Here is a 20,921-nt window from a genome sequence, read left to right as displayed (position 1 = left end):
CGTATGTCCTACCAAGCGCCTAGGCTATGAGTAAGCACCCGGACATTGCAGCGCCGCTTGCATGAGGAAGGCACCACGTTTCAGCAAACGCTGGACAAGGTGCGCGCGGCGCTGGCAGAGCATTATCTGCGCAAGACCATGATGTCCAGCGCGGAGATCGCTTTGCTGCTCGGGTTTGAAGACACCAACGCGTTCGTCCGCGCCTTCCGGGTCTGAACCGGCAAGACGCCGCAGGCGGTTCGCCGCGATCCACCGCAGGACTGAATTGAAGCGATGGCAACGCGTGTGATCCAGCGTGTGCGCTGCAGTGCAGCCATTACGACAACGCGATAGGTACCAACGGCAACGCTACACGGTCGGCGATGCGATGACTGCCGCCGCTGGCGCGGATGCGGTCATCGTCGGCAACTGCACGACCGGCGCGCATCAAAACGCCAACGCGTTCTAGCCCCGACGCCACACCCGGCAGTAGTTGTTGGCCGGCATCTCGACATCTTCCACCAGCTGCAAGCCCACCTGCGCAGCCAGCGCGTCCACGTCGGCCGCATCACGAATGCCCGACGCCGCATCTCGCGCGCGCAACATCGCATCGAAGTCGCGATTGCTGTCGCTGGTGAACTGACCATCGCGATTGAACGGCCCATACACCACCAGCACTGCCTGCGGTGCCATCACCTCGGGCAAGCCCGCAAACAAGGCCTGCACCTGCGGCCAGCCCATGATGTGCAAGGTGTTAGCGCTGTAGATCGCATCGAATCCACGCTGACCATCGGGCAGCGCGGGCAAGGCCGGCGGTGGCGCCAAGCCAGACGTCGGCGTCAGCACGGCCTGCAGTGCCAGCGGCGGCGGCGTGTTGGGTAGCGCGGCGTCATCCAGCCATTGCTGCATGCCCGGCAGATGATCGGCGTGATCGCTGGCCTGCCACTGCAACCACGGCATCGCCGCAGCGAAATGCACCGCATGCTGGCCGGTGCCTGCGCCGATTTCCAGCACATGGTGGCGATCGGCGAAGTAACGCTGCAACACCGCAAGAATCGGATCGCGGTTACGTGCGGAGGCAGGCGAGAAAGGTTTGGTCATGGCCAAGGTCCGGACAGAAAGGAGGCATTGAAGCGCTCGCCATTGTCGCGCGTCGCGGCGCAGATTGCGTTGGCCGGGGGACGGAGATGCTCACACTCGACATGCCGCTGTGTGCCGCGCGGCGTCGAACCGTCGGTGCCAAGCTGCATGTAGCGGCGCGCGCCACAGGTGCATCCGCTCGCTGGCGCGCTGCGCTGCATGCGCCAGAAGTGCACTGCCTCGTCGGGATCGCCCGTCACTGCCAATCGCCTGAGCCGAGCCGTCCCGCGCAACGGCGGCAGCCTGTACACAGCAGCAGGCCGCAAGCGGCTAGTTCTTGTCTGAAACGCTAGTCACCGACAGCAACACATCGGTGTAGTGGTGGCCGTTATCCGAATGAAAGAGCGTCCCGGACACGCGCGCCTGGCGGCTCTTCAACTGCTTGAACGCGCGCATGGTTGTTGCATCGAGGGACAGCTGCAACAGCGTGATGCCGGTTGCAGATGGCTCGAAGTCCTCTTCGCCATCGGTCGCCTCCACGGTGATCGGAGCAATGAGTTTGAGCGCCGGATATCTCACCTCCGCACCATCGGGTGTCTGGCCGGTGGCACTGATGAGCATGCCCTGGAGCGTGACTTCCGGCGCGCCGTACCGGTATGACTGCGCACAGGCAGGCGCGGCGATGACGCCACACAGGATCAACAGCAAACGCCGTGCAGTTTTCATTTCACGCAGTCCCTTGCAATGGTGATCAGGGTAGATCGTAAGGCCCTATCGCGCAGGAGGTAGCGCCTCATACGCCCGCCGCACCGCCTCCTCGCCAAACTGCCGCTCCAGCCGGCGCACGATGAAGTGCCCGCGTGCCATGGCCTGGAAGTGGCGGATAAAGACCGTGTTGAGGGTGGCGCCGCTCACCGCGCCTACCAAGGGCACCGCCTGCACGGCGAGTTTCTCGCCCACGTTGACCGAGAACTTGGCGGCGATGCGCGAGACCAGCGATACCAAGGCCGGCGCGCCCTTGCTGGCGAAGCCATGCGCAGCGACATGGCGGGCAGCGGCGCTGAGTTGCTGCGCCATTGCCGCACGCACTGCGAAATAGCCGGATTCGGCGCCGTCGTCCACCACGCTGCGGCCGCCGTGTGCCAGCACTTCCAGGCAGGCCAGCGCGGTGTCCGGGCTTTGCAGCGATTCGCCTTCGGCGCGCGCGATGTCGGCGATGGAGCGCAGCATCACGGTGGTGGTCAGCGGTAGCTCCACCATCAGGCCAGGCAGGCCGAAGAAGCCGCCGGCACCACCGGCCACCGCCACCGCCAGGGTGTGCCGCGTGGTGGAGGCCGGCTGCAGCGGCTCGGTCTTGCCGCGCAGGCTCAGCAATGCCGACTTCATGGCCACCTGCAGCGCGCGACGGGTGAGGCCATCGATGCTGCGGGTCACCATCTTGGGCAGCCGCTTGGTGATCAAGCTCTCGATCGGCGCGCCCAGCGCGTTGGCCAGCTGGGCTGCCACGCCGGGGTTTTCCAGCAGCGCGTGCGCCGTGGCCAGGTCGCGCTGCGCGGCCACATCCATCACCGGTATCGGAAGCGTCGTCATGCCTGCTCTCGTCATAGGGTCTGCGTCGATGGTACCCAGCGCCGTGTGAGCGCCGGACGAGCGGCCGGCCGCAGATCGGCCAAAGCTGCAATTGGCTGGCAAAATGCGCGATCATCGGCGTCCACGCAGGCAATGCCCATCAGATGAACCGTGAGATCCGCCACAGCATCGTGATCGCCGCCGCGCCCGAAGTGGTGTCCGCCGCGCTATCCGAGCCCGTGCAGCTGGCGCGCTGGTGGACGCGCGAGGTGCAGCAGGCCGACGACTGCGTGCGCCTGGACTGGAGCAGCCACGGCTGGCAAGTGGTCCTGCGCATCGACGAAGGCGCCGACCATCGGCTGGTGCGCTGGCGCTGCGAGCGCTCCAACATGCTCGACACCGCGGCCTGGGAGGGCACGGTGATGCGCTTCGATCTGATCTCCACCAGCGAGGGCACGCGCGTGGAGTTCGTGCAGTCCGGCTACCGTGATTCGCCGTGTCTGGAGGCGTGCACCCAGGGCTGGCAGTACTTCCTGGGCAGCAGCCTCAAGCGCTATGTGGAAACCGGGCAGGGCATGCCCTACCCGGACATGCCCGACACCCGCGACCCCGCACTACGCTGAGCGCAGCACGCGCTCATGCAGTGCGCGGCTGGCCCACCGACGGCGCGCCGGGTAGCGGCAACTGCGCATCCACCGTGACCGGGCTATCGGCCTGCAGCAGCGCGCGCGCCTCCGCAGCGCTGGCCACCGCCGGCGGTGAGCCACGCAACGGCAGCCCGGCGGTTTCGCGCACGAACAGCATCGTCACCAGCCCGATCGCCGCCGCGCCCATCAGGTAATACGCCGGCACCAACGGGTCGCCGGTGCGCTCCACCAGCCAGGCAGTGACCAGCGGCGTGGTGCCGCCGAACAACGACACCGAGACGTTGAAGCCGATCGACAGGGCGCTGTAGCGCACCGGCGTGTAGAACAGCGCCGGCAAGGTGGACGGCATCGAGCTGGTAAAGCACACCAGCGCCAAACCCAGCAACATCAATCCGAGAAAGATCAGCGCATCCGAGCCGCTGCCGATCAGCAGCAGGCACGGAATCGCCAGCGCAAACAGGGCGATGCACGCGCCGATGATCATCGGCCGACGCCCCAGTTTGTCGCTGAACATGCCGCCGACAATATTGAGCGGCATCATCACCAGCATGACCAGGATGATCAGCAGCAAGCCCTTGCTTTCCGCATAGCCCATGGTGACGCTGAGGTAGCTGGGCATATAGGTCAGCAGCATGTAGTCGGTGACGTTGAACACCAGCACCAGGCCGACGCACTTGAGCAGTTGCGGCCAATGCAGGCGCAGCAGGGTCATCAGGCCCTGGCCGGCAGTCTCCCGTTCGCGCTGTTCGGATTGCTCGGTGTAGGCACGAAACGCCGGGGTTTCTTCCAGTTTCATGCGCATGTACAGGCCCAGCAGTCCCAGCGGGCCGGCGATCAAAAAGGGCACGCGCCAGCCCCAATCGAGCATCTGCGCCGGCGTCACGCTCATGTGCAAGGCGGTCACCGTAGCGGCACCGGCGATATAGCCGCCCAGCGTGCCGAATTCCAGCCAGCTGCCCATCACACCGCGATTGCGGTCGGTGGCGTATTCGGCAATGAAGGTGGCCGCGCCGCCGTATTCGCCGCCGGTGGAAAACCCTTGCAGCAAGCGCGCCAGCAACAGCAATGCCGGTGCCCACAGACCGATGCGTTCGTAGGAGGGAATCAGGCCGATGCTGAAGGTGCCCAAGGCCATCAGGATCATCGTGGCCGCCAGCACCTTCTGCCGCCCATAACGGTCGCCCAGCGGGCCGAACACCATACCGCCGATGGGCCGCACCAGAAAGGCGACGGTGAAGGTGGCGAAAGTGGCGATCAACTGCGCAGTGGGATTGCTCGCCGGGAAGAACACCTGCCCCAGCGTCACCGCCAGATAGCCGTACACACCGAAGTCGAACCACTCCATCGCGTTGCCCAGCGCCGCGGCGCTCACCGCGCGGCGCAGCATGCTGCGATCCACCACAGTGACGTCGTCGAGTTGCAGTTGGCGGCGGCGTTTGAACCAACCGAAGTGCGAACGAATCGCGCGCGTGTCGTGCATGTGCTTGGTCTCCAGGTGCGTTGCAGCTGCGGGCCATCGCTGCCCGCTCGTCCCGACAACACACAGGACACGGCACTTCACACACACGGCAGGAGCACATGCACTGGAGAGACCGGAGGCATTCCCGGACGGCCGCGTCAACTCAGCAGCGCTGCGGGACAGATGACCAAAGGGATGGGCGTACGCCCAAGGGCTTGATCAGCCCGCCATGTTACTACAACGAGCAATTGGCTGCAGACGCGACCGTGCACGACGCAGGATGTGCGCTGATTTCAGACGTTTTTCTTGATTTTTTTGCAATTGCATCAACGGCAGCAATACCTGCTTCGCGATGACAATGACGACGTTTTGATGCAGTGGCACTACTGCACGCTTGGAGCAGCCAACAAAACGCGTGTGCAGCCGCTAGGCAGGCACCGCATTTGCTCAGTGCGACATGTACGACTCGTACATTGCAATTCCGAGTGCGCCGTCTGCATCCACCGGACGACTGCTCACTGCATTTTTAGCCGCTCTCGGTTCGTTTGCGCGCGATGGCGCGCGCGATCGGGCCAACCGCAACATATTCACCGCCGCGCAGGCCGCAAGCGCAGCGCGCGTCAACCTGCGTCCAGCACCGCCAGCACGTCTTGCAGATCTTCACGGGTCTGCGGGCGTACCGCACGTGCGACTTCTTCGCCATCGCGCAGCAGGATCACCGTCGGCCAGAGCTTGACCCGAAAGGAGCGACCCAACGGCCGCCCTTTTCCATCTTCGAACTTGTAGTACGCCATCGCGTCATAACCACCCAGCAGTTTCTGCAACAACGGCTGCGCCGCGATGCAATGCCCGCACCAGTCGGTGCCGAATTCCAGCAGCTGCAGCCCGGCCTGCGCATCCACCTCGCTACGCTCCGGTGCCTGTGTGGCGTAATCGCGAACAAACCCCATCGACACTGTCTCCATGACCGTAAGTGACCGACACCCTACCGCACAGGCGACCGATCACTGCGCAAGCTGCGGTCGGCAGCGCGGTGCACGAACGCTATCTCCCAGATCCCGAACGCCGGCCGCGCGGGCCGAACGGCGCTCGGTTCGATCGTTGCGCTTACGATAATGCGCGCTGGATGTCTTCCAATGGCAGGTTGGTCAGGTCCTTGGCCAGGTCGCCCACCAGCCGCTGTTGGGTTTCCTTGTGCAGCAACGGACGGATGCGGCCCAGCGTGGTCGGGTCGGCCACCAGCACCAGGTGCATGTACTCGTGCTTCAGTGCGCCATCGTTCAACGCGTGCGACAGCTGTTTGGCGAAGGTCATTTCGTCCCGGTCTGCGTCGGTGAGATCCTGCGGCGCCTTGCCGGCCGGGCCGTCGTCGTCGACGTTCTGCACATCGGTGCGCGCATGCTGGCGCAGCACCACCTTGGCTTCGTTGCCGGTATTGGTGAACCAACGCGCTTCGCCGCCGTCGGCCACTACCACCAAGGCACCCTGAGGAATTTGCAGGCTCATCCGATTTCTCCTGTTTCGATGATCGGTGCGGCATGTGCTGCACCCAGTCGGTCTCAACCTAGGCGAGAAGATGTAAGCACTGTGCCTAGCCAGTGTCAGTGCCGCGTTAGCGTGGCGCGGCCGAGGCTGGCAGCGGCAGCCTCAGATGTCGGCTGAAAAAGCGCGCGGTCACGCGCAGCGCCTGTTGGCTTTCAGGCAACGTGTCGGTGCGATGGAACCCGCGGCCCAGCCCATCTCACACGTGCGTGCCTGGCGTGGGCAGTCGCACACGTGCGCGGTGGCGCCACACCTTGCATCCCTGCTGAAGACGATCAGCGGCAGGGATGCACATGCACATGCAGTGGCGCATCCATCAGACGCGCGCTGTGCACGCGCATCGGCGCTCGGCGTTGGGGCGCCTTTCCCCGCACAGCGACTGCTGCGTCACCGGCACGCAGCGGAGCACTGCGTGCCAGCTGCTGTGCGCCACGCTCAGCCCAGATACGGCCGCTCGTTGGTAAACAGCAAGTTCCGTGCGCCGTCGCGCCATGCCTGGGGACAGCGCTGACCGAGCAACACCGCCGCCATCGCATACGCCACGCCGCGCCCGGTCAGGCTGACTCCCTTCAATGCCGCCTCGGCATCTTGCTGGCTGTTGCCGGCCTGCACGGCGGTAAAGAAATGCGAGATTGCCGTGGCATCGTCGCCGAGATCGCGCAGGGTGGTGTCGCGCGCTGCCTGCACCGGCCAGCCCTGACTTGCGGCCAAGGCCCACGCAACGGGTGCGGTGAAATAGTCGATCCCCGCCTCATCGCCGAGCGCGCGTGCCTGTTGCAGTAGTGCCGCGGTGGCACCCTCCGATGCTGCCGCCAGCCGCACCAGCCTTGCCTGGACATCGGGGTCTGCCGCAGCGCCCGCCACCGCAGCGGCCAACTGGCCAGCGGCCAATGCGTGATAGCCCTGGTATGGCGTGTCCTGCGTGCCCTCGCCGCTTGCCAGCGCAAGCATCGAGGCCAGCGCTGGCGAGCGCTGCGCCATCGCCGCAAGATCCGGGGCCAAGCCACGGTAACGCTGCAGCCGCACCAGCTGCGGCACGATGTCATCGGCCATCGCCGGAACCTGTGCGACTTGTTCGTAAAGCGCCTGCGCTTCCGGCAAGCGGCCTTGCTCGGCATGCACAGCAGCGGCAGCGCGTTGCAGCCACGGATCGTTCGGCCAGCGCGCGTGCGCATCGAGGAAGGCCCGATCGCGCGCCGCCGGGTTGCTGCCGCAACGGATCGCCGCGTACTGCAATACCGGCGCGTCGGGGCGGGCCAGGGCCATCGCCGTGTGCTGTTTGCAGACCTGAGCACGCTGCTCCGGAGTGGCGGTGTCCTGCTGGACGCGCAAGGCCACCACATCCAGCGGGTCGCGCTGCAGGCGCTCGGCCAGGATCGCCGGGACTGCCTGCGGCGCCGCGCGTTGTAGGCGATCCAGCCATTGCTCCAGATAGGCCGATTGCGCGCCATCCCAGCGTGCGTGCGCCTGCATCAGCGCCAGATCCTGCGCAGGTGTCAGCTCGCCCAGCAGTTGATGCGGTGGCCGATCGGACACCGCGGTCACCACATCGCGGTACTGGCTGCCCTTGCCACTGACCGTTTGCGGCGGCTCGTTGAAGACCGCCTGCGCGGTGGTGCGTTCCCAGCGTGCGTTGTCGAGATGGCGTGTGCTGTCTTCTGCTGCCGCGCCATAGCTGGCGCGCCAGTGCAGCAGCAGCGCGGCGCCGGCCACGTTGTAGGCGAACTGGCCGCCGTGCCCGCCGCTGGGCGCATCGAAGGTTTCGATCACCCCGCCCGCCGCCGAGCGCGTGCTGATGTGGTGTGTTGCCTGCTCTGCCAGCTGGAACACATGGCGACCGTTTGGCGGCAGCGAGGCGATCTGGTCGTCGATGCGCACCGTCACCGTCTGCTGCAAGCCGTTGTAGGCCACCACCTCGGCCAGGCCGACTGTGCCGCCGGCCCACAGCACCCCGGCCACGATGGACGCGGCCACCGCAACGCGCGCAACGGAGGGAAACAGACCATCGGCGGCCAGAAAGCGCTGCCACAGGTTTTGTTTGAGGTTGCGCTGACGCTCCTCGCCCGGCAGACGCACCGGATAGTCTGCAGGTGCCGCCGCCGGTGTGTCGCTGGTGGGGGCCGGCGCGCCGTGGCGCACCTGCTCGGCCACTGCATCTTCGGCGTGCAGCAACTGCTCCAGGCTGGCATCGCGCAGCTCGCCCAGCGCGCTCATGGTGACCTGCACCCAGCCCTTGGCCGCATCCATCCACGGGTTGATGTTGTTTTCGTCGGCCTCGGACAGCCGGAACTCCGGCAGGCACTGCTGCCACTGTTCTTTGCCCAGGGCAGCGGCCAGCGGAGCATTCAAGCGCATGTGCGCGACCTGTTCGTACACCCGGCGCAGCACCCGTTGCAGCTCATTGCATGCGGCCACCAGCTGGCGCAGCTCCTTAGCCGACACCCGGCCATCGGCGATCACGCTGTGGAAGGTCTGCAGATACAGCAGATGCGCATCGTCCAGATCGGCGAGGGTGTGGTCGGTGTAATGCAGCACGGCCAGGTAGCCACGCAACAGCTCGGGCCAGCCGCCGCCGAGGGTGTTGGCTGCGGCCAGATGCACGCTGCGGCAGCGTCGGTCGTGGCCGCTGACCCGCGCACGCAACACCTGCAGCTCGTCATCGAGTGTTGCGATCACCGCAGGCAGCTGCGCGCGCGTCAGGCTGGTGCCTTTCCAGGTCACCACGCCGCCATTCGCGCGCAACCCACCGTCCATCAAGGCCTGCAGGCTGGCGCGTTGCCGCTCGCGTTCGCGCAATTGCTCGATGGCCTGGCCATCCTCAGGCAGGTACAGCCCATCCAGCGCCTGCAGCAGATCGTCCTGCGGCAACGGATCGGCGTAGAGCTCGGCCACGGTTCGCGCAGCGCGGGTGCAGGAGCGGCCCAGGTACAGGCCTTGATAGCGCCGCGATAACGATAGGGCTGCAAACTCGCGCTCCAGCGCGGCCAGCGACACCTCGATGTCCACACAGGTGGGCGCTTGCCCGTTGAACAAACCGAGCGAGACCTGCTCGCGCAGCGCTTGTGCGTTGCGCAGTACGTCCATGGCCGGGCGGGCGTCGATCGGGCAGGCGATGTAGTGACGCTTGAGGTTTTCTTCGCGCGCGGCGCTGGGCGGATGGGTGGCCCACATCTGCGAGGGTTGTGCGATGTCGTTCTGAAACAGCCGGTACGCGTGCGCCGCATCCTCGGGCACCGCCGGTACCACGCCGTGGCCGGGGTCGTTCAAGACCACGCGCATGTGTTCGATGGTGCGCGACTGGATGGCGAACAGATCCTTGACCGGCCGGTCCTGCGCAAACTCGCGCCCGGCAAAGCGCAACGCGCGCTGCCAGCCGTCGTCGGCCGCTTCCAGCTTGTGCAGCGCGTGGACGAGGGCGTCGCTGCCGGTGAGCGAGGCGGCCACCAGATCGGCCTGATATTCCATCTCGCGCGACAGCGCGCGCTGCGCCAGCACCACGCCGCGGAAGGCGATTTCGACCAACGAACGGATCGACCACACGATCAACGACAGCCCCCAGCCGATCCACGCCACACGCAGGTCGATCCGCGACAGCGTCGCCAGCAGCTTGTCCAGTGCATCGCGCTTGCCCACGATATGCGCGGCGATCTGCTGGGCGATGTAGACCCAGCGGCCGACCGCCATCGTGCGTTGCGCGAAGTGGCCGAATTCGTGCGCGAGCACGGCCTTCAATTCGCCCAGGTTGAGCACATTGACCAGGCCCAGGCCGATATCCAGATTCTTGCGCGAGGGCAGCAGCAGGTTGAGCAGCGACAGGTCGTAAAACACGCCGGCGTTGACCTGCGCCGACAGGTAGACCTTGTGCGGACGTGGCGCACCGGCTTCGTCGGCTAACCGATGCAGGAACGCGAACAGCTCCGGCTGCTCGGCCGGGCGCAGTTCCAGCGCGCGCGTATCGCGTTCGGCACGCTTGTTGAATACCAATGCCTTGGCCATGAAGACGGCCAGAAACGCGGCGCCTACGGCCACCAGCCACATCCACACGGCCTGCTCGCCGCCGGAGCCTTGCAGCAGCCCGGACGCCAACCGATACGCCGTCCAACCGAACCACCCCAGCAATCCCAGATACACGGCGATGAAGCCGCCCAGCCCGAGCATGGCCAGCCAGGCATTGCGTCGGTATTTACTGCTGGGTGCGGTGAGCCGTTCCGGCACTACCGCCGGGCCTTGCGGATAGAGCGATTCCATTCTTCTTCCCTGTAATGAGTGACCGGGCGCAACGCAGTCAATCGGCATCCCGGCCGGGTGATTCGATGTCCAGGTGCGATCTCCCCTCGCCCCGGACGCGCCAAAAATAACGGACTGCTGCTGCAAAATCCATGCGTGCCGGCGGGCGCCGCGCGCTGCCACGCGCGGCCCGCCGGCAGTAACACGTGTCAGGCGGGCTGTGCGTCCCGTTCCGCCTGGAGCTGCTGCACCGCCTGCCTTGCCGAGCGGGTCAGCGGCGTGGGTAGCGCATCCAGGGCAAACCAGCCGATATCCAGCAGCACCTGCGGTTCGCGCAGTTCGGCGGTCTCGCTGCCTTCGATCGTGGCCAGATACACCGGCGCCACCCAATGCTGCGGCGGGTCCATGTCCGGCTCGAAGTGGCTGACCACGCACAGCACGCGCTGCGGATGCACCTGCAGGCCGGTTTCTTCCAGCACTTCGCGCACTACCGTGGCTTCCACCGTTTCCATCCAGTCCACCTTGCCGCCAGGCAGGCCCCAATGCCCCTGCTCGGGCGCCCGCCCGCGCAACACCAGCAGCAAGTGGCCATCGGCGCGTTGGATGAAGGCACCGCAGCCAACGCGGGCACGCAGATCGGAATGGGGCATGAGCTGTCTCGTGAGCAGGCTGGTAATTGTCCCAGATGTGGCCGACGTGGTCAGCGCGTGTTGTCTCCGCGACCGATCGCTGCGGGGTATCGGGGCTTGCGCTCGGATCAACAGGCACCGCGTCTCTGGGGGGCGTGCAACACCTGCTGCCAACGCGCAGCGTTGTCACCGGCGATATGGCAAAACCACAGCGATAACGCGGCATTCGCACCGTATTGGCGAGGATGATGCCATTGCGCCTTCGTGGCGCGCACTGCTGGAGTTGGATATGTCGCGTATTCTGGTCATCGGTGGCCACGGCAAGGTGGCACGTTTACTCACCCCACTGCTGTTGACCAGCGGGCACCACGTCACCGCGCTGTTCCGCAATCCCGAGCACGAAGGCGATGTGATTGCCGATGGCGCCACGCCGGTGGTGTTCGACATCGAACACGCCGACACCGACGCCATCGCCGCGCAGCTGGCCGGACACGATGCGGTGGTGTGGTCGGCCGGTGCCGGTGGCGGCGATGCCGCGCGCACCTATGCGGTGGACCGCGATGCAGCCATCCGTTCGATGCATGCGGCCGAACAGGTCCGCGTGCGCCGCTACGTCATGGTGTCGTATCTCGGCGCCGGCCTGGAACACGGCATCGGCCCGGATGACGGGTTCTTTGCCTACGCGCAGGCCAAGGCCGCGGCCGACGCGCATCTGCGCAGTACCCACCTGGACTGGACCGTGCTCGGCCCCGGCCGGCTGACGCTTGATCCAGCGTCGGGCCACATCACCCGCGACCCGGGCAGCGATGCCGACGGTGGCGTCTCGCGTGCCAACGTGGCCCAGGTGATCGCCGCGGCACTGGCAACGCCGGCCACCATCGGCAAGAGCGTCGGCTTTATCGACGGGCAGACCCCGATCCAGGACGCCTTGGCGCAGCTGGACTGAACGCCAGGCCTGTCGCAACCCGCTGCACGGGCGCAACACGACCAGGCCTAACGTTTTCCTAAACCCGGCCTCGGCATAGTCGCGGGCGCACCCCACTGTTGAGTTCGCTGATGTCTGCGCCCCTAGCCTCGCGCCGTGCCGGCATCCTGCCGCCGTATCTGCTGGACCATATGGCACAGGCGGCGCCCGAACATGCACGCCATTGCGCGCAAGTGTCCCGCCAGATCACCGCCCACCTGCGCCAGCAGCGCGCGCGTGGGCCGCTGGCACGCGCACAGGCCCTAGCAGCGGATGCCGCACCGGCCATGCAAGCGGTGCGGCGGCGCATCTACGATGCGCAACAGGGCACCGCATTGCCCGGCATCCTGGTCCGCGACGAGGGCGCTGCGGCCACCGATGATGTGGCAGTGACCGAGGCCTACGATTCTCTCGGTGCCACGCACGAGTTCTTCCAGACCGTCTACGGGCGCAATTCCATCGATGGCGCAGGCATGCCGTTGATCGGCAGCGTGCATTACGAGCGTAGCTACGACAACGCGTTCTGGGATGGCGAGCAGATGGTGTTCGGCGATGGCGATGGCGAGGTCTTCAACCGCTTCACCATCGCCATCGATGTGGTGGGCCATGAGCTCGCTCACGGCGTCACCGAACGCACCGCCAACCTGATCTACCAGGGGCAATCGGGCGCATTGAACGAATCGGTGTCGGATGTGTTCGGGGTGCTGATCAAGCAGTACACGTTGCACCAAACCGCAAGCGAGGCCGACTGGATCATCGGCGCAGGCCTGCTGATGCCTGGCATCAACGGAGTGGGCCTGCGCTCGATGCGGGCGCCCGGCAGCGCGTACGATGACCCTGCACTGGGAAAAGACCCGCAACCGGCCACGATGGCCGACTACGTCAACACACAGGAGGACGATGGCGGCGTGCACTACAACTCCGGCATCCCCAATCACGTGTTCTATCGCGCTGCGGTCGCGATCGGTGGCGCTGCGTGGGAGACAACCGGCCGCATCTGGTACCGCACGGTCACCGGTGGCGAACTCGCCGCAACTGCGGATTTCGCCACCTTTGCCGCACGCACCGTCACTGTCGCCAGCACCGATTACGGCGCTGACAGCGCAGAGACACGCGCCGTGCAACAGGCCTGGCGCGACGTAGGCGTCCTCGCATGAGTCCACAGCGGCCGCCGGTGGAGTTGGGCGTGACGCTACGTCTTGCACGCGAGGGCGGTGTGGCGGCGTTCCCGGCCATGCGCCGCGAGCGGCAACTGCCAATGGATGCGTTGGACGATGCGCAGCGGCTGCACCTGCGCGCGTTGCTGGACCAATGCCTAGTGCATGCGTTGCCGCGCCCGCAGGCTGGTGGCGGCGACCGGCGCTATTTCAGCATCGCCTGGGACGGTGCCAGCGAACCGTTGCGCATTCCCGAAGAACACGCACCGGCCGAAATCGTGCGGCTGTGGAAGCAGGGCACGCTGTAGCGCGCGGTGTGCTGCACTGAGCGTGCGCTTGGTGCACCGCGCGCGTGCACATACCGCGCAAGCGGAAGACACCGTGCAATGCACGGTGTCTGTCGAAGGTGGTCCAACTGCGGATGCCTGCACCCTTTAAGCTGCCTAGATGCTCTAGAACTGCACAGCTGGTGACGCATGGTGGGGATCGGTGCGTTAGCGCAACGTGCAGCGTAGGGGTCAGCTTGAAGACACGCCCATCATTGCTGCACTGCAGTCATCACTGCAGACCCCATCCTAGGCCCTTGCAGCAGCTGACACTGCGCACTGTGTGCACGCCCGCCTGCTGTTGCGCACCCCAACAACACGATGCACGCGTGATCACTGTCGGCGCGCAACGCCAGGTGCGCCGACGTTGCCACGCGCACTCGGATACGGCGCGCTCAGTGCTCTGTCTGCGCCTCTACCAGATGCGCCAGCAGCGTCAGCGAGTCCTGCCATCCCAGGTAGCAGGCATAAAACGGAATCTGCTCGGGGATGCCGTCTTGCACGATGTGCACATCGGTGCCGCAGGGCAGCGCGTGCAGCTGCACGGTGGTCAACATGGTGCCCGGCAACGCCGGGTCGTCGAACACGTCGTTGTAGCGCAGCAAGGCGCTGGGCTGCAGCTCCAGGTACGTCCCGCCAAACGCATGGCGCTGGCCATTGGCGAAGTTGGTAAACGCCATCCGGAAGGTACCACCCACCTGCGCATCCAGATGCTCGACGGTGCCGGTGAAGCCGGCAGGCGGCAGCCACTTGACCAGCGCATCGGCATCGAGGAAGGCGCGGTAGATGCGCTCGGGGCTGGCACGTAAGACGCGGTGGAGCGTAACGGTGGACATAGGACACCCGCTTGGCTGGCAGAGGACGTCCATCATGCTACCGGTCGATGACGCTGGAGTGCAGCTGCAGCGTTGGTGGGCGCGGCGGACGGCATCGCAGCTGGCTCGCCATCGCCGCGAATACATCGGTATGGCGGGTCGTTGCAGCCTGCCACGCCGCGCTTCTTCCTGGGCGCCTGCGGTCATGCGCTGCGCCCATCACTGCACGCGACATTGCCGCCGCGCCCGCCATCGCCGATAGTCGCGGCATTCATCAGACAACGACCTATGATGCTCGCGATTGTGTTGCTGCTTATTGCCGGACTTATCGCTGTGGCGATGATTGTCGGTGCCATCGTGTGGTGGATGCGCATGCGCCAGCACGCGCCCGAGGCCTCTGCCCCGGCAGCCGGTGGTTCCGCTGCGCCCGATGCGCCGGCCGCGCGAACCTCGGTCGCACCGGCACCGATCGCGATGGACGAGCAAGCGCAGCCGCAGCCAGCGCCTGCCGCTGCGCAACCCTTGCAGGCCGAGCCGCCGCCGATGCGTCCGCTGTTGCGCCGCATGTATGCCGCCGTGATGGCCAACCCGTCGCTGGCCGACGGCAGCCTGCCCAGCGACCCCGCACAGGTCGCCGTGCTGGAAGTGGCGACCGCAGCGCTCGACCATGTCGACCTGCGCCCGCAGCTGTTGCCGCGTCGCCCGCATCTGCTGCCGCAGCTGATGCGCGCGGTCAACGACCCGGACGCGTCCGGGCGCGGTATCGCCGCCATCATCGCGCAAGACCCCGCGCTGTCGGCCAACCTGCTGCGCATCGCCAACAGTGCGCTATACCGCCCGCAAGGCGCTCCGCTGGAAAGCCTGGAGCGCGCGGTGGTGCACATCGGCACCGAGGGCGTGCGCCAGATCGTCGCCGCGGCGGTGATGCAACCGGTGCTGAGCCTGGATGGCGGCCTGCACTCGCGCCTGCCCGCGGCGGTGTGGGACTACGCGCTGCGCACTGCCACCGCAGCGGCCGCCTATATGCGCGAACGCGGCGGCGATACCTTGTCGGCGCAGCTGGCCGGCCTGCTGCAGGGCCTGGGCGCGGTGGTGATCCTGCGCGTGCTGCGCGACGCCTATGCCGAACGCCCCGGCCTGCCCTACAGCCTGGAGGTAGCTGCCGCCCTGGTCGAGCGCCACACCGCTGCGGTGGCCAAAACCATCGCCACCACCTGGGAGCTGCCGGCGGTGCTAGGGACCGCACTGGACGAACAGCGCCCCGAGCACGACACCACCTTGCTGGCCACCAGCCTGGGGCGCGCCCTGCGCTACGGCCGCCTGGCCGCCGCGCTGGCCATGCTGGCCCGCTGCGGCGCCGAGCAGGAAGACCACGCCCTCAGCGTGCTCGCCACGCTGGAACCGGATGAAGAAGCCAACGCGGCGTTGTGGCAGCGGCTGGTCGCTGCCAGCGTGGAGTAGATCGGCAGCTGCCTGCCGTTGGCTCGCGCATCGCGTGCATTGGCCGTTCTCCGCGCAAGCCTGGCGCTGCTGGCCTGCACCGATGCGCCGACCGGCTGATCACGCCGCCAGGCTGGACGCATCTGCCGGACCCGCTCCCCGCTCAACACGCATGGCATCGGCGCGCAGCCACACGAACAACCCGACCAACTGATCGACCGGGCGGTCTGCCGCCGAACGCGACGCGCGGGAGCGATGTCGAGTCGGTCACAACGCGTTGCACCGGCGCTGGCCAGCGCAGTTTCCGCTTCGCTCGCCATGCCGTGGCTTCGCATTGCAGTCTCCGAGGCGGCCGGCAGGCTCCACAAGCTAAGCACCGGTCTGATCCGCTCGCTGCATCACGACCTTGGGATGACATGCCGGCTGCAACGCACGTGCGCAATGACCGTGCGCAGCGGGGTGCGTGTGATCGCCACACCCTCGCAGCGCCTCCTCTGCCACAGGTGCACCATGTCCCAGCGCAATGCCGGTACCGTGCGACACCCGCTTGTCCTGCTGTTTGGTCTCTTGCTGGCTGTGCCGCTATGCGTTGGCGCGCAGCAGCCGGTGCAGGCGGCCAGTGCCAACACCCCGTATATCGATCGCATCGCCTATTCGGTCAAGGCCGATGCCGGGCTGGATGCCAGTGTCGCCAACGAGCGCTCTGCGTTGATGCATTACCTGTGGCGCGGCAAGCAGGACACCGTGGCCTACAGCGTACGCACCGGCCACCTGATTGCGCGCGACGCTGCCGGGCAACCGCAAGCGACCTTGTCGTATGTGGCCTACACCGCGCCGGCACGCAACGGCAAACCGCGGCCGCTGACGTTTTTCTACAACGGCGGTCCCGGCGCATCGGCATCGCTGTTGCATCTGGCCTCGTTCGCACCCAAGCGCATGGCCACCGCAGCGCCCAGCTTCGGCAGCTGGCCCAATTACCCGATGGTGGACAATGCCGAGAGCCTGATCGCCAGCACCGACATGGTGTTTATCGATCCACCGGGTACCGGCCTGTCGCAGGCGATCTTGCCCAACACCAATGCCAGCTTCTGGGGCAGCGATGCCGATGTGCGGGTGATGCGCGACTTCATCCAGCGCTATGTGCAGGTCAATCGCCGTGCCAATGCACCGCTGTATCTGTTCGGCGAATCCTATGGCACCACCCGCTCCGCCATGCTGGCGCTGGCGCTGGAATCGGCTGGGGTACGTTTGCGCGGCATCGTGCTGCAGTCGTCGATCCTGAACTACTACGCCGACACGATTGCGAGCGGTGGGCTGTATTACCCGGATTACGCAAAAGGCATGAAATACAGCGGCGACACCATCGGCGGCTATTTTCCCAGTTATGCCGCAGTTGCCGCGTATCACAAGCAGACCGAGGTCAGCGCAAGCGACGAGTTCTATGCGCTGCAGATGCGCGCGTTCGTCAGCGTGGTGCACGCGGAGTTTCAGCGCTATGGCCCCACCTGGGTGCTCAGTCAGTATGGGTTTCCAACCATCCTGGGCAAGCCGGTACAACCCGGTGCAGCGGTGCTGACGCGGTGGCGGCCACTGTCCGGGTTGACCACGCAGGCCTTGCAAGGCTACTTCTCGTTGGCCTCGTTCAATCAAGGCCTGCTGCCCGGCACTAGCATCGGCCGCTACGACGGGCGCGTCAGCCTACCCAACAGCGACGGGCGACTGAAGAACGATAACGACCCGTCCAACATCCTGATCGAGCGCCCCCTGGCCAACGCGCTGGCGCAGCAGTTCCGCACCTATCTGGGGTATAGCGCGCCCAACGCGACCTACACCTCGCTCAACATGGACATCATCAACGTCTGGGACTTCCGCCATGCAGGCCGGCTGCTGCCAGATACCCTGCCAGACCTGCTCGGCGCGCTGCGCCTGAATCCGGCGCTCAAGGTCTTTGCGGTCAGCGGTTATCACGATCTTGCAACGCCGTTCTACAGCAACGAAAAACAACTGGCGCGGCTACGCACCATTCGCAATCTCGATGCCGATGTGCAGGTGGCCACCTACGCGGGCGGCCACATGATCTATCTCGACGACAACTCGCGCCCCAAGTTGCAGGCCGACCTCACCGCCTACTACGCCAACGCGCCGATCGCCGATGCCGTGCCGTTGGCCTTGCTGGATTCGCCATGGCCGGACAACCGCAACGTCAATGCCGCGACTGCTGCAACCGCAACGCCATGATCGCGCTCCGCTCATCCATCGCGAGGAACTCCTGATGCGCCTGCTCCGCTGCCTCCGTTACGCCACCGCCATGCTTGCCGTGGTGGCGACCACCGTCAGTGCGCAAGCGTTGCCGCCGCAACGCGTCGCGTCCATCACACCCAACGCCCGCCACGGAGGGATCGATGGCCCCTTCATGCCCATCGCGCAGCTCGGCCTCGAAGCGGAGCGCACGGACAGCACCGGCGACACGCTGGAAGACCAGGCGCAACAGCGCATCACCAGCACGCTCGACGAGCGTGGTGCACTGGCGCATCGCGATGCGCTCACCAAGCAACAGGCGCAAGCGCGCGGGCTGGGGTTTGTCGCCACGCACTTCGAGCAGATCGATCGCAGCGGCAGCGGTCGCGTCACGCTGCAGGACATCGAAGCGTACTTGCGCGATCAACGTCGCGACAAATGATGCAGACCACTGCAGCCACCAGTGAACACCGCCTTTGTCATGGACGCATGGCTGCAGCAGGGTCGCGGCGCAGGCACTCGCAGCGCGAGCGAGTTCCTGCGCGCACACTCACCCCTGCGTGGAAATCAGTTCCTTCACCCGCGCGGTCAGCACGCTCACGCTGAAAGGTTTGGTCAGTACCGCCATGCCCGCTTCCAGGTGGCGGTCGTCCAGCAATGCGTTTTCGGCAAACCCGGTAATGAAGAGCACCTTGAGACCTGGGCGGTGGGCGCGGCCGGCATCGGCCATCTGGCGGCCGTTCATGCCGCCGGGCAGGCCCACGTCGCTGATCAACAGATCGATGCGCGCGTCCGATTGCAGCAGGCCCAGGCCTGCCACGCTGTCGCCGGCTTCGATGACGGTGTAGCCCAACTCCTGCAGCACCTCGCCCAACAGCAGACGGATGGACGGTTCGTCGTCGACGATCAGCACCGTCTCGCCGGCATCGGTGGGGGTGAGTTGCAGCGGGTGGGCATTGGCATCGGGCTGCGCTGCATCGCCCAGGTGACGCGGCAGATAGAGACACACACTGGAGCCCTTGCCCACTTCCGACTGGATCCGCACCTGCCCGCCGGACTGCTTGGCAAAGCCGTAGATCATCGATAGCCCCAGCCCGGTGCCTTCGCCTAGCGGCTTGGTGGTGAAGAACGGATCGAACGCGCGCGCCACCACGTCCGGCGGCATGCCGGTACCGGTGTCGCCGACGCAGAGCCACAGGTATGGGCCCTGACGCATGCCCAGTTGCCGCGCCAGATCATGGTCGATCCAGTGGTTGCCGGTCTCGATCTGCAGACAGCCGCCATTGGGCATGGCATCGCGCGCGTTGATGCACAGATTGAGCAACGCATTTTCCAGCTGCGATGCGTCCACCAGCGCAGGCCACAGTGCGGCGTTGGGCGTGTACTCCACATGGATGCCCGGGCCCACCGTGCGCTGCACCAGCTCCAGGATATCGACGATCAACTGGCTGACATTGGTCGGCTTGGGCAATAACGTCTGCCGCCGTGCAAACGCCAGCAAGCGGTGCGTCAAGGCCGATGCGCGGGTGGTGGCGCTCTGCGCGATGCCCAGATAGCGGGGCAGCTCGGGAAAACGCTGCTGCTCCATCCGCAGCGTCATCAACTCCAGTGCGCCGGAAATGCCGGCCAGCAGATTGTTGAAGTCGTGCGCCAGCCCGCCGGTGAGCTGACCCACCGCTTCCATCTTCTGCGATTGGCGCAGCGCTTCTTCGGCGACCATCAGCTCGCGCGTGCGCGCGGTGACGCGCTGTTCCAGCGTCTCGCTCAGCTCGCGCAACGCGGCCAACGCGCGGTCGCGCTCTTCGGACAAGGCGTGCCGCGCATCGATGTCCAGCAACACGCCCGGAAACCGCAGCGGCGTGCCGTCGGGCGCATGTTCGACGCGGCCATTGGCCTCCAGCCAGTAGTAATTGCCATCGCGACGCTTGACCCGGTACTGGTGCGCATAGGCGCCGCCACGTGCAGTCGCTTCGCTGATCGCTGCGCGCAGGCCGTCGCGATCGTCCGGATGCACCGTGGCGATGACCTGCTCCAACGGCAGGCCGGTGCGACTGATGGACGGATCGAAACCGAAGGTGTCGGCAAAGGCCTCGTCCACCGAAAACGCATCGGTGGGCAGGTCCCAGATCCAGGTGCCGATGATGGCGCCGGCCGCCAGCGCCAACTGCACGCGCTCGGCATTGCGGCGTGCGACGATCTCCGCTTCCAGCGCGCGATCGCGCTCGCTGGTACGGCTCACCACTTCATGGACCAGATGCGTGTTCGCATTGCTCAGCATCGCGTTTTGAATCTCGCGATGGCGCTCGGCCGCCACTTGCGCGGTGGTTTCGATGGCGATGTTCAACAGCCCCACGATGCTGCCGTCTTCGCCGCGGATCGGCGAGGCGGTGGAATTCCAGTACGTGGTTTCGCGCACGCCGTTGCGCACCATCGGCAACGAAACAACGCCCTGGCCGTAGCCGTCGCCGGTCCGCATCACCTGCGCAAAGTCCTCGGCGATGGGCGCATAGGTTTCGCCCCAGACCTCGGCCACCGGTTGCCCCAGCGCGTGCGGATGGCGGTCGCCCAACGATTGCAGGTAGACATCGTTGTAGAACAGGCGCAGTTGCGGCCCCCACAGCACCGCACCCAACAACTTGGCGTTGAGCATCATCGACAACGCCGTGCGCAGCGATTGCGGCCAGGTCTGCGGGTCGCCCAGCGGTGTGGCAGCCCAGTCGTGCGCACGGATCACCGCGCCCATGACGCCACCGCCGGAGAGGAATTCCAGACCGCTCGGCTCGATGGCGGGGTGCGCTGTGCTCACGTGGTGGCGGCCGTGCCTGGTTGGAAGTGGCCGCATTGTGGCA

Annotated in this window: 17 protein-coding genes, 1 other RNA gene and 2 pseudogenes; 9 read left to right on the top strand and 11 right to left on the bottom strand. The window is 66.2% G+C overall.

Going from position 1 to position 20,921, the window contains the following annotated elements; translation table 11 throughout:
• Window positions 1-42 precede the first annotated feature (42 nt).
• Window positions 43-216: pseudogene (locus ACZZ0O_RS06135) on the top strand (helix-turn-helix domain-containing protein); the annotation flags it as partial.
• Between the two features lie 228 nt (window positions 217-444).
• On the opposite strand, the gene ACZZ0O_RS06130 reads toward ACZZ0O_RS06135, so the two are convergent.
• The 3 genes from ACZZ0O_RS06130 to ACZZ0O_RS06120 all read right to left on the bottom strand — a co-directional run bounded on the left by ACZZ0O_RS06130 (window position 445) and on the right by ACZZ0O_RS06120 (window position 2,625).
• The gene (locus tag ACZZ0O_RS06130; RefSeq protein ID WP_463590270.1) at window positions 445-1,080 is read right to left on the bottom strand and encodes a DUF938 domain-containing protein; all 636 of its coding nucleotides are present in this window, start codon (window positions 1,078-1,080) and stop codon (window positions 445-447) included.
• 309 nt (window positions 1,081-1,389) lie between these two features.
• Window positions 1,390-1,767: a DUF4431 domain-containing protein gene (locus ACZZ0O_RS06125; RefSeq protein WP_463590269.1), complete on the bottom strand. Its 378-nt coding sequence runs from the start codon at window positions 1,765-1,767 to the stop codon at window positions 1,390-1,392.
• 63 nt (window positions 1,768-1,830) lie between these two features.
• Complete coding sequence (locus ACZZ0O_RS06120; RefSeq protein ID WP_115514851.1) at window positions 1,831-2,625, bottom strand: EcsC family protein; 795 nt, start codon at window positions 2,623-2,625, stop codon at window positions 1,831-1,833.
• A 167-nt stretch (window positions 2,626-2,792) separates the two neighbouring features.
• Here ACZZ0O_RS06120 and ACZZ0O_RS06115 point away from each other — a divergent pair, with 167 nt between their 5' ends.
• On the top strand, window positions 2,793-3,251 hold the full coding sequence (locus ACZZ0O_RS06115; RefSeq protein WP_055852824.1) for an SRPBCC family protein: 459 nt from the start codon (window positions 2,793-2,795) through the stop codon (window positions 3,249-3,251).
• 13 nt (window positions 3,252-3,264) lie between these two features.
• Here the strand turns inward: ACZZ0O_RS06115 and proP are convergent, their stop codons facing one another.
• Window positions 3,265-4,755 carry a glycine betaine/L-proline transporter ProP gene (proP, locus tag ACZZ0O_RS06110; RefSeq protein WP_463590268.1) on the bottom strand — a complete coding sequence of 497 codons (1,491 nt, stop codon included), beginning with the start codon at window positions 4,753-4,755 and terminating at the stop codon, window positions 3,265-3,267.
• A gap of 436 nt (window positions 4,756-5,191) precedes the next feature.
• Between proP and ACZZ0O_RS06105 the strand changes: the two genes are divergently transcribed.
• Window positions 5,192-5,266: non-coding RNA, sX9 sRNA (locus tag ACZZ0O_RS06105), on the top strand.
• An 88-nt stretch (window positions 5,267-5,354) separates the two neighbouring features.
• Here the strand turns inward: ACZZ0O_RS06105 and ACZZ0O_RS06100 are convergent.
• The 5 genes and pseudogenes from ACZZ0O_RS06100 to ACZZ0O_RS06080 all read right to left on the bottom strand — a co-directional run bounded on the left by ACZZ0O_RS06100 (window position 5,355) and on the right by ACZZ0O_RS06080 (window position 11,153).
• Window positions 5,355-5,684 (bottom strand): thioredoxin family protein, encoded by a 330-nt coding sequence (locus ACZZ0O_RS06100; protein ID WP_115526617.1) that lies wholly within the window; start codon window positions 5,682-5,684, stop codon window positions 5,355-5,357.
• A gap of 157 nt (window positions 5,685-5,841) precedes the next feature.
• On the bottom strand, window positions 5,842-6,240 hold the full coding sequence (locus tag ACZZ0O_RS06095; protein ID WP_055852817.1) for a host attachment family protein: 399 nt from the start codon (window positions 6,238-6,240) through the stop codon (window positions 5,842-5,844).
• Between the two features lie 106 nt (window positions 6,241-6,346).
• Window positions 6,347-6,475 (bottom strand): annotated as a pseudogene (locus tag ACZZ0O_RS06090) (alpha/beta hydrolase); the annotation flags it as partial.
• Window positions 6,476-6,711: 236 nt separating this feature from the next.
• The gene (locus tag ACZZ0O_RS06085; RefSeq protein ID WP_463592404.1) at window positions 6,712-10,434 is read right to left on the bottom strand and encodes a M48 family metallopeptidase; all 3,723 of its coding nucleotides are present in this window, start codon (window positions 10,432-10,434) and stop codon (window positions 6,712-6,714) included.
• Window positions 10,435-10,712: 278 nt separating this feature from the next.
• The gene (locus ACZZ0O_RS06080; RefSeq protein WP_323526526.1) at window positions 10,713-11,153 is read right to left on the bottom strand and encodes an NUDIX domain-containing protein; all 441 of its coding nucleotides are present in this window, start codon (window positions 11,151-11,153) and stop codon (window positions 10,713-10,715) included.
• A gap of 268 nt (window positions 11,154-11,421) precedes the next feature.
• On the opposite strand from ACZZ0O_RS06080, the gene ACZZ0O_RS06075 reads away from it, so the two are divergent.
• The 3 genes from ACZZ0O_RS06075 (at window position 11,422) to ACZZ0O_RS06065 (ending at window position 13,561) form a co-directional block, all read left to right on the top strand.
• Window positions 11,422-12,078: an SDR family oxidoreductase gene (locus ACZZ0O_RS06075; RefSeq protein ID WP_463590267.1), complete on the top strand. Its 657-nt coding sequence runs from the start codon at window positions 11,422-11,424 to the stop codon at window positions 12,076-12,078.
• A gap of 110 nt (window positions 12,079-12,188) precedes the next feature.
• Window positions 12,189-13,253: a M4 family metallopeptidase gene (locus ACZZ0O_RS06070; RefSeq protein ID WP_463590266.1), complete on the top strand. Its 1,065-nt coding sequence runs from the start codon at window positions 12,189-12,191 to the stop codon at window positions 13,251-13,253.
• A complete protein-coding gene (locus tag ACZZ0O_RS06065) occupies window positions 13,250-13,561 on the top strand; it encodes a protealysin inhibitor emfourin (protein ID WP_055852801.1) in 312 nt (103 codons plus the stop codon). Before ACZZ0O_RS06070 ends, ACZZ0O_RS06065 begins: the two co-directional genes overlap by 4 nt.
• 413 nt (window positions 13,562-13,974) lie before the next feature.
• Here the strand turns inward: ACZZ0O_RS06065 and ACZZ0O_RS06060 are convergent, their stop codons facing one another.
• Window positions 13,975-14,451: an SRPBCC family protein gene (locus ACZZ0O_RS06060; RefSeq protein WP_463590265.1), complete on the bottom strand. Its 477-nt coding sequence runs from the start codon at window positions 14,449-14,451 to the stop codon at window positions 13,975-13,977.
• A gap of 231 nt (window positions 14,452-14,682) precedes the next feature.
• Here ACZZ0O_RS06060 and ACZZ0O_RS06055 point away from each other — a divergent pair, with 231 nt between their 5' ends.
• The 3 genes from ACZZ0O_RS06055 to ACZZ0O_RS06045 all read left to right on the top strand — a co-directional run bounded on the left by ACZZ0O_RS06055 (window position 14,683) and on the right by ACZZ0O_RS06045 (window position 18,514).
• Window positions 14,683-15,855, top strand: coding sequence for an HDOD domain-containing protein (locus ACZZ0O_RS06055; protein WP_463590264.1), 1,173 nt, complete (start codon window positions 14,683-14,685; stop codon window positions 15,853-15,855).
• A gap of 489 nt (window positions 15,856-16,344) precedes the next feature.
• Window positions 16,345-18,072, top strand: coding sequence for a S10 family serine carboxypeptidase-like protein (locus tag ACZZ0O_RS06050; RefSeq protein WP_463590263.1), 1,728 nt, complete (start codon window positions 16,345-16,347; stop codon window positions 18,070-18,072).
• Window positions 18,073-18,106: 34 nt separating this feature from the next.
• The gene (locus ACZZ0O_RS06045) at window positions 18,107-18,514 is read left to right on the top strand and encodes a hypothetical protein (RefSeq protein ID WP_463590262.1); all 408 of its coding nucleotides are present in this window, start codon (window positions 18,107-18,109) and stop codon (window positions 18,512-18,514) included.
• A gap of 108 nt (window positions 18,515-18,622) precedes the next feature.
• Here ACZZ0O_RS06045 and ACZZ0O_RS06040 read toward each other — a convergent pair whose 3' ends face one another.
• Entirely contained in the window at window positions 18,623-20,914 is a 2,292-nt protein-coding gene (locus tag ACZZ0O_RS06040; RefSeq protein ID WP_463590261.1) for an ATP-binding protein, read from the bottom strand.
• Window positions 20,915-20,921: the final 7 nt, after the last annotated feature.

It is taken from the genome of Xanthomonas sp. AC360 (assembly GCF_979258225.1).
The sequence above is the reverse complement of the archived record's forward strand: the minus strand, read 5'-3'. Positions and strand labels throughout refer to the sequence as shown.

Bases quoted from the DNA above. Each gene is read 5' to 3' on its own strand.
- ACZZ0O_RS06100 (WP_115526617.1), bottom strand. From the start codon at position 5,684: ATGGGGTTTGTTCGCGATTACGCCACACAGGCACCGGAGCGTAGCGAG.
- ACZZ0O_RS06045 (WP_463590262.1), top strand. From the start codon at position 18,107: ATGCGCCTGCTCCGCTGCCTCCGTTACGCCACCGCCATGCTTGCCGTG.
- ACZZ0O_RS06130 (WP_463590270.1), bottom strand. From the start codon at position 1,080: ATGACCAAACCTTTCTCGCCTGCCTCCGCACGTAACCGCGATCCGATT.
- ACZZ0O_RS06120 (WP_115514851.1), bottom strand. From the start codon at position 2,625: ATGGATGTGGCCGCGCAGCGCGACCTGGCCACGGCGCACGCGCTGCTG.
- ACZZ0O_RS06060 (WP_463590265.1), bottom strand. From the start codon at position 14,451: ATGATGGACGTCCTCTGCCAGCCAAGCGGGTGTCCTATGTCCACCGTT.
- ACZZ0O_RS06065 (WP_055852801.1), top strand. From the start codon at position 13,250: ATGAGTCCACAGCGGCCGCCGGTGGAGTTGGGCGTGACGCTACGTCTT.
- ACZZ0O_RS06050 (WP_463590263.1), top strand. From the start codon at position 16,345: ATGTCCCAGCGCAATGCCGGTACCGTGCGACACCCGCTTGTCCTGCTG.
- ACZZ0O_RS06085 (WP_463592404.1), bottom strand. From the start codon at position 10,434: ATGCTCGGGCTGGGCGGCTTCATCGCCGTGTATCTGGGATTGCTGGGG.
- proP (WP_463590268.1), bottom strand. From the start codon at position 4,755: ATGCACGACACGCGCGCGATTCGTTCGCACTTCGGTTGGTTCAAACGC.
- ACZZ0O_RS06070 (WP_463590266.1), top strand. From the start codon at position 12,189: ATGTCTGCGCCCCTAGCCTCGCGCCGTGCCGGCATCCTGCCGCCGTAT.
- ACZZ0O_RS06095 (WP_055852817.1), bottom strand. From the start codon at position 6,240: ATGAGCCTGCAAATTCCTCAGGGTGCCTTGGTGGTAGTGGCCGACGGC.
- ACZZ0O_RS06080 (WP_323526526.1), bottom strand. From the start codon at position 11,153: ATGCCCCATTCCGATCTGCGTGCCCGCGTTGGCTGCGGTGCCTTCATC.
- ACZZ0O_RS06115 (WP_055852824.1), top strand. From the start codon at position 2,793: ATGAACCGTGAGATCCGCCACAGCATCGTGATCGCCGCCGCGCCCGAA.
- ACZZ0O_RS06040 (WP_463590261.1), bottom strand. From the start codon at position 20,914: ATGCGGCCACTTCCAACCAGGCACGGCCGCCACCACGTGAGCACAGCG.
- ACZZ0O_RS06075 (WP_463590267.1), top strand. From the start codon at position 11,422: ATGTCGCGTATTCTGGTCATCGGTGGCCACGGCAAGGTGGCACGTTTA.
- ACZZ0O_RS06055 (WP_463590264.1), top strand. From the start codon at position 14,683: ATGATGCTCGCGATTGTGTTGCTGCTTATTGCCGGACTTATCGCTGTG.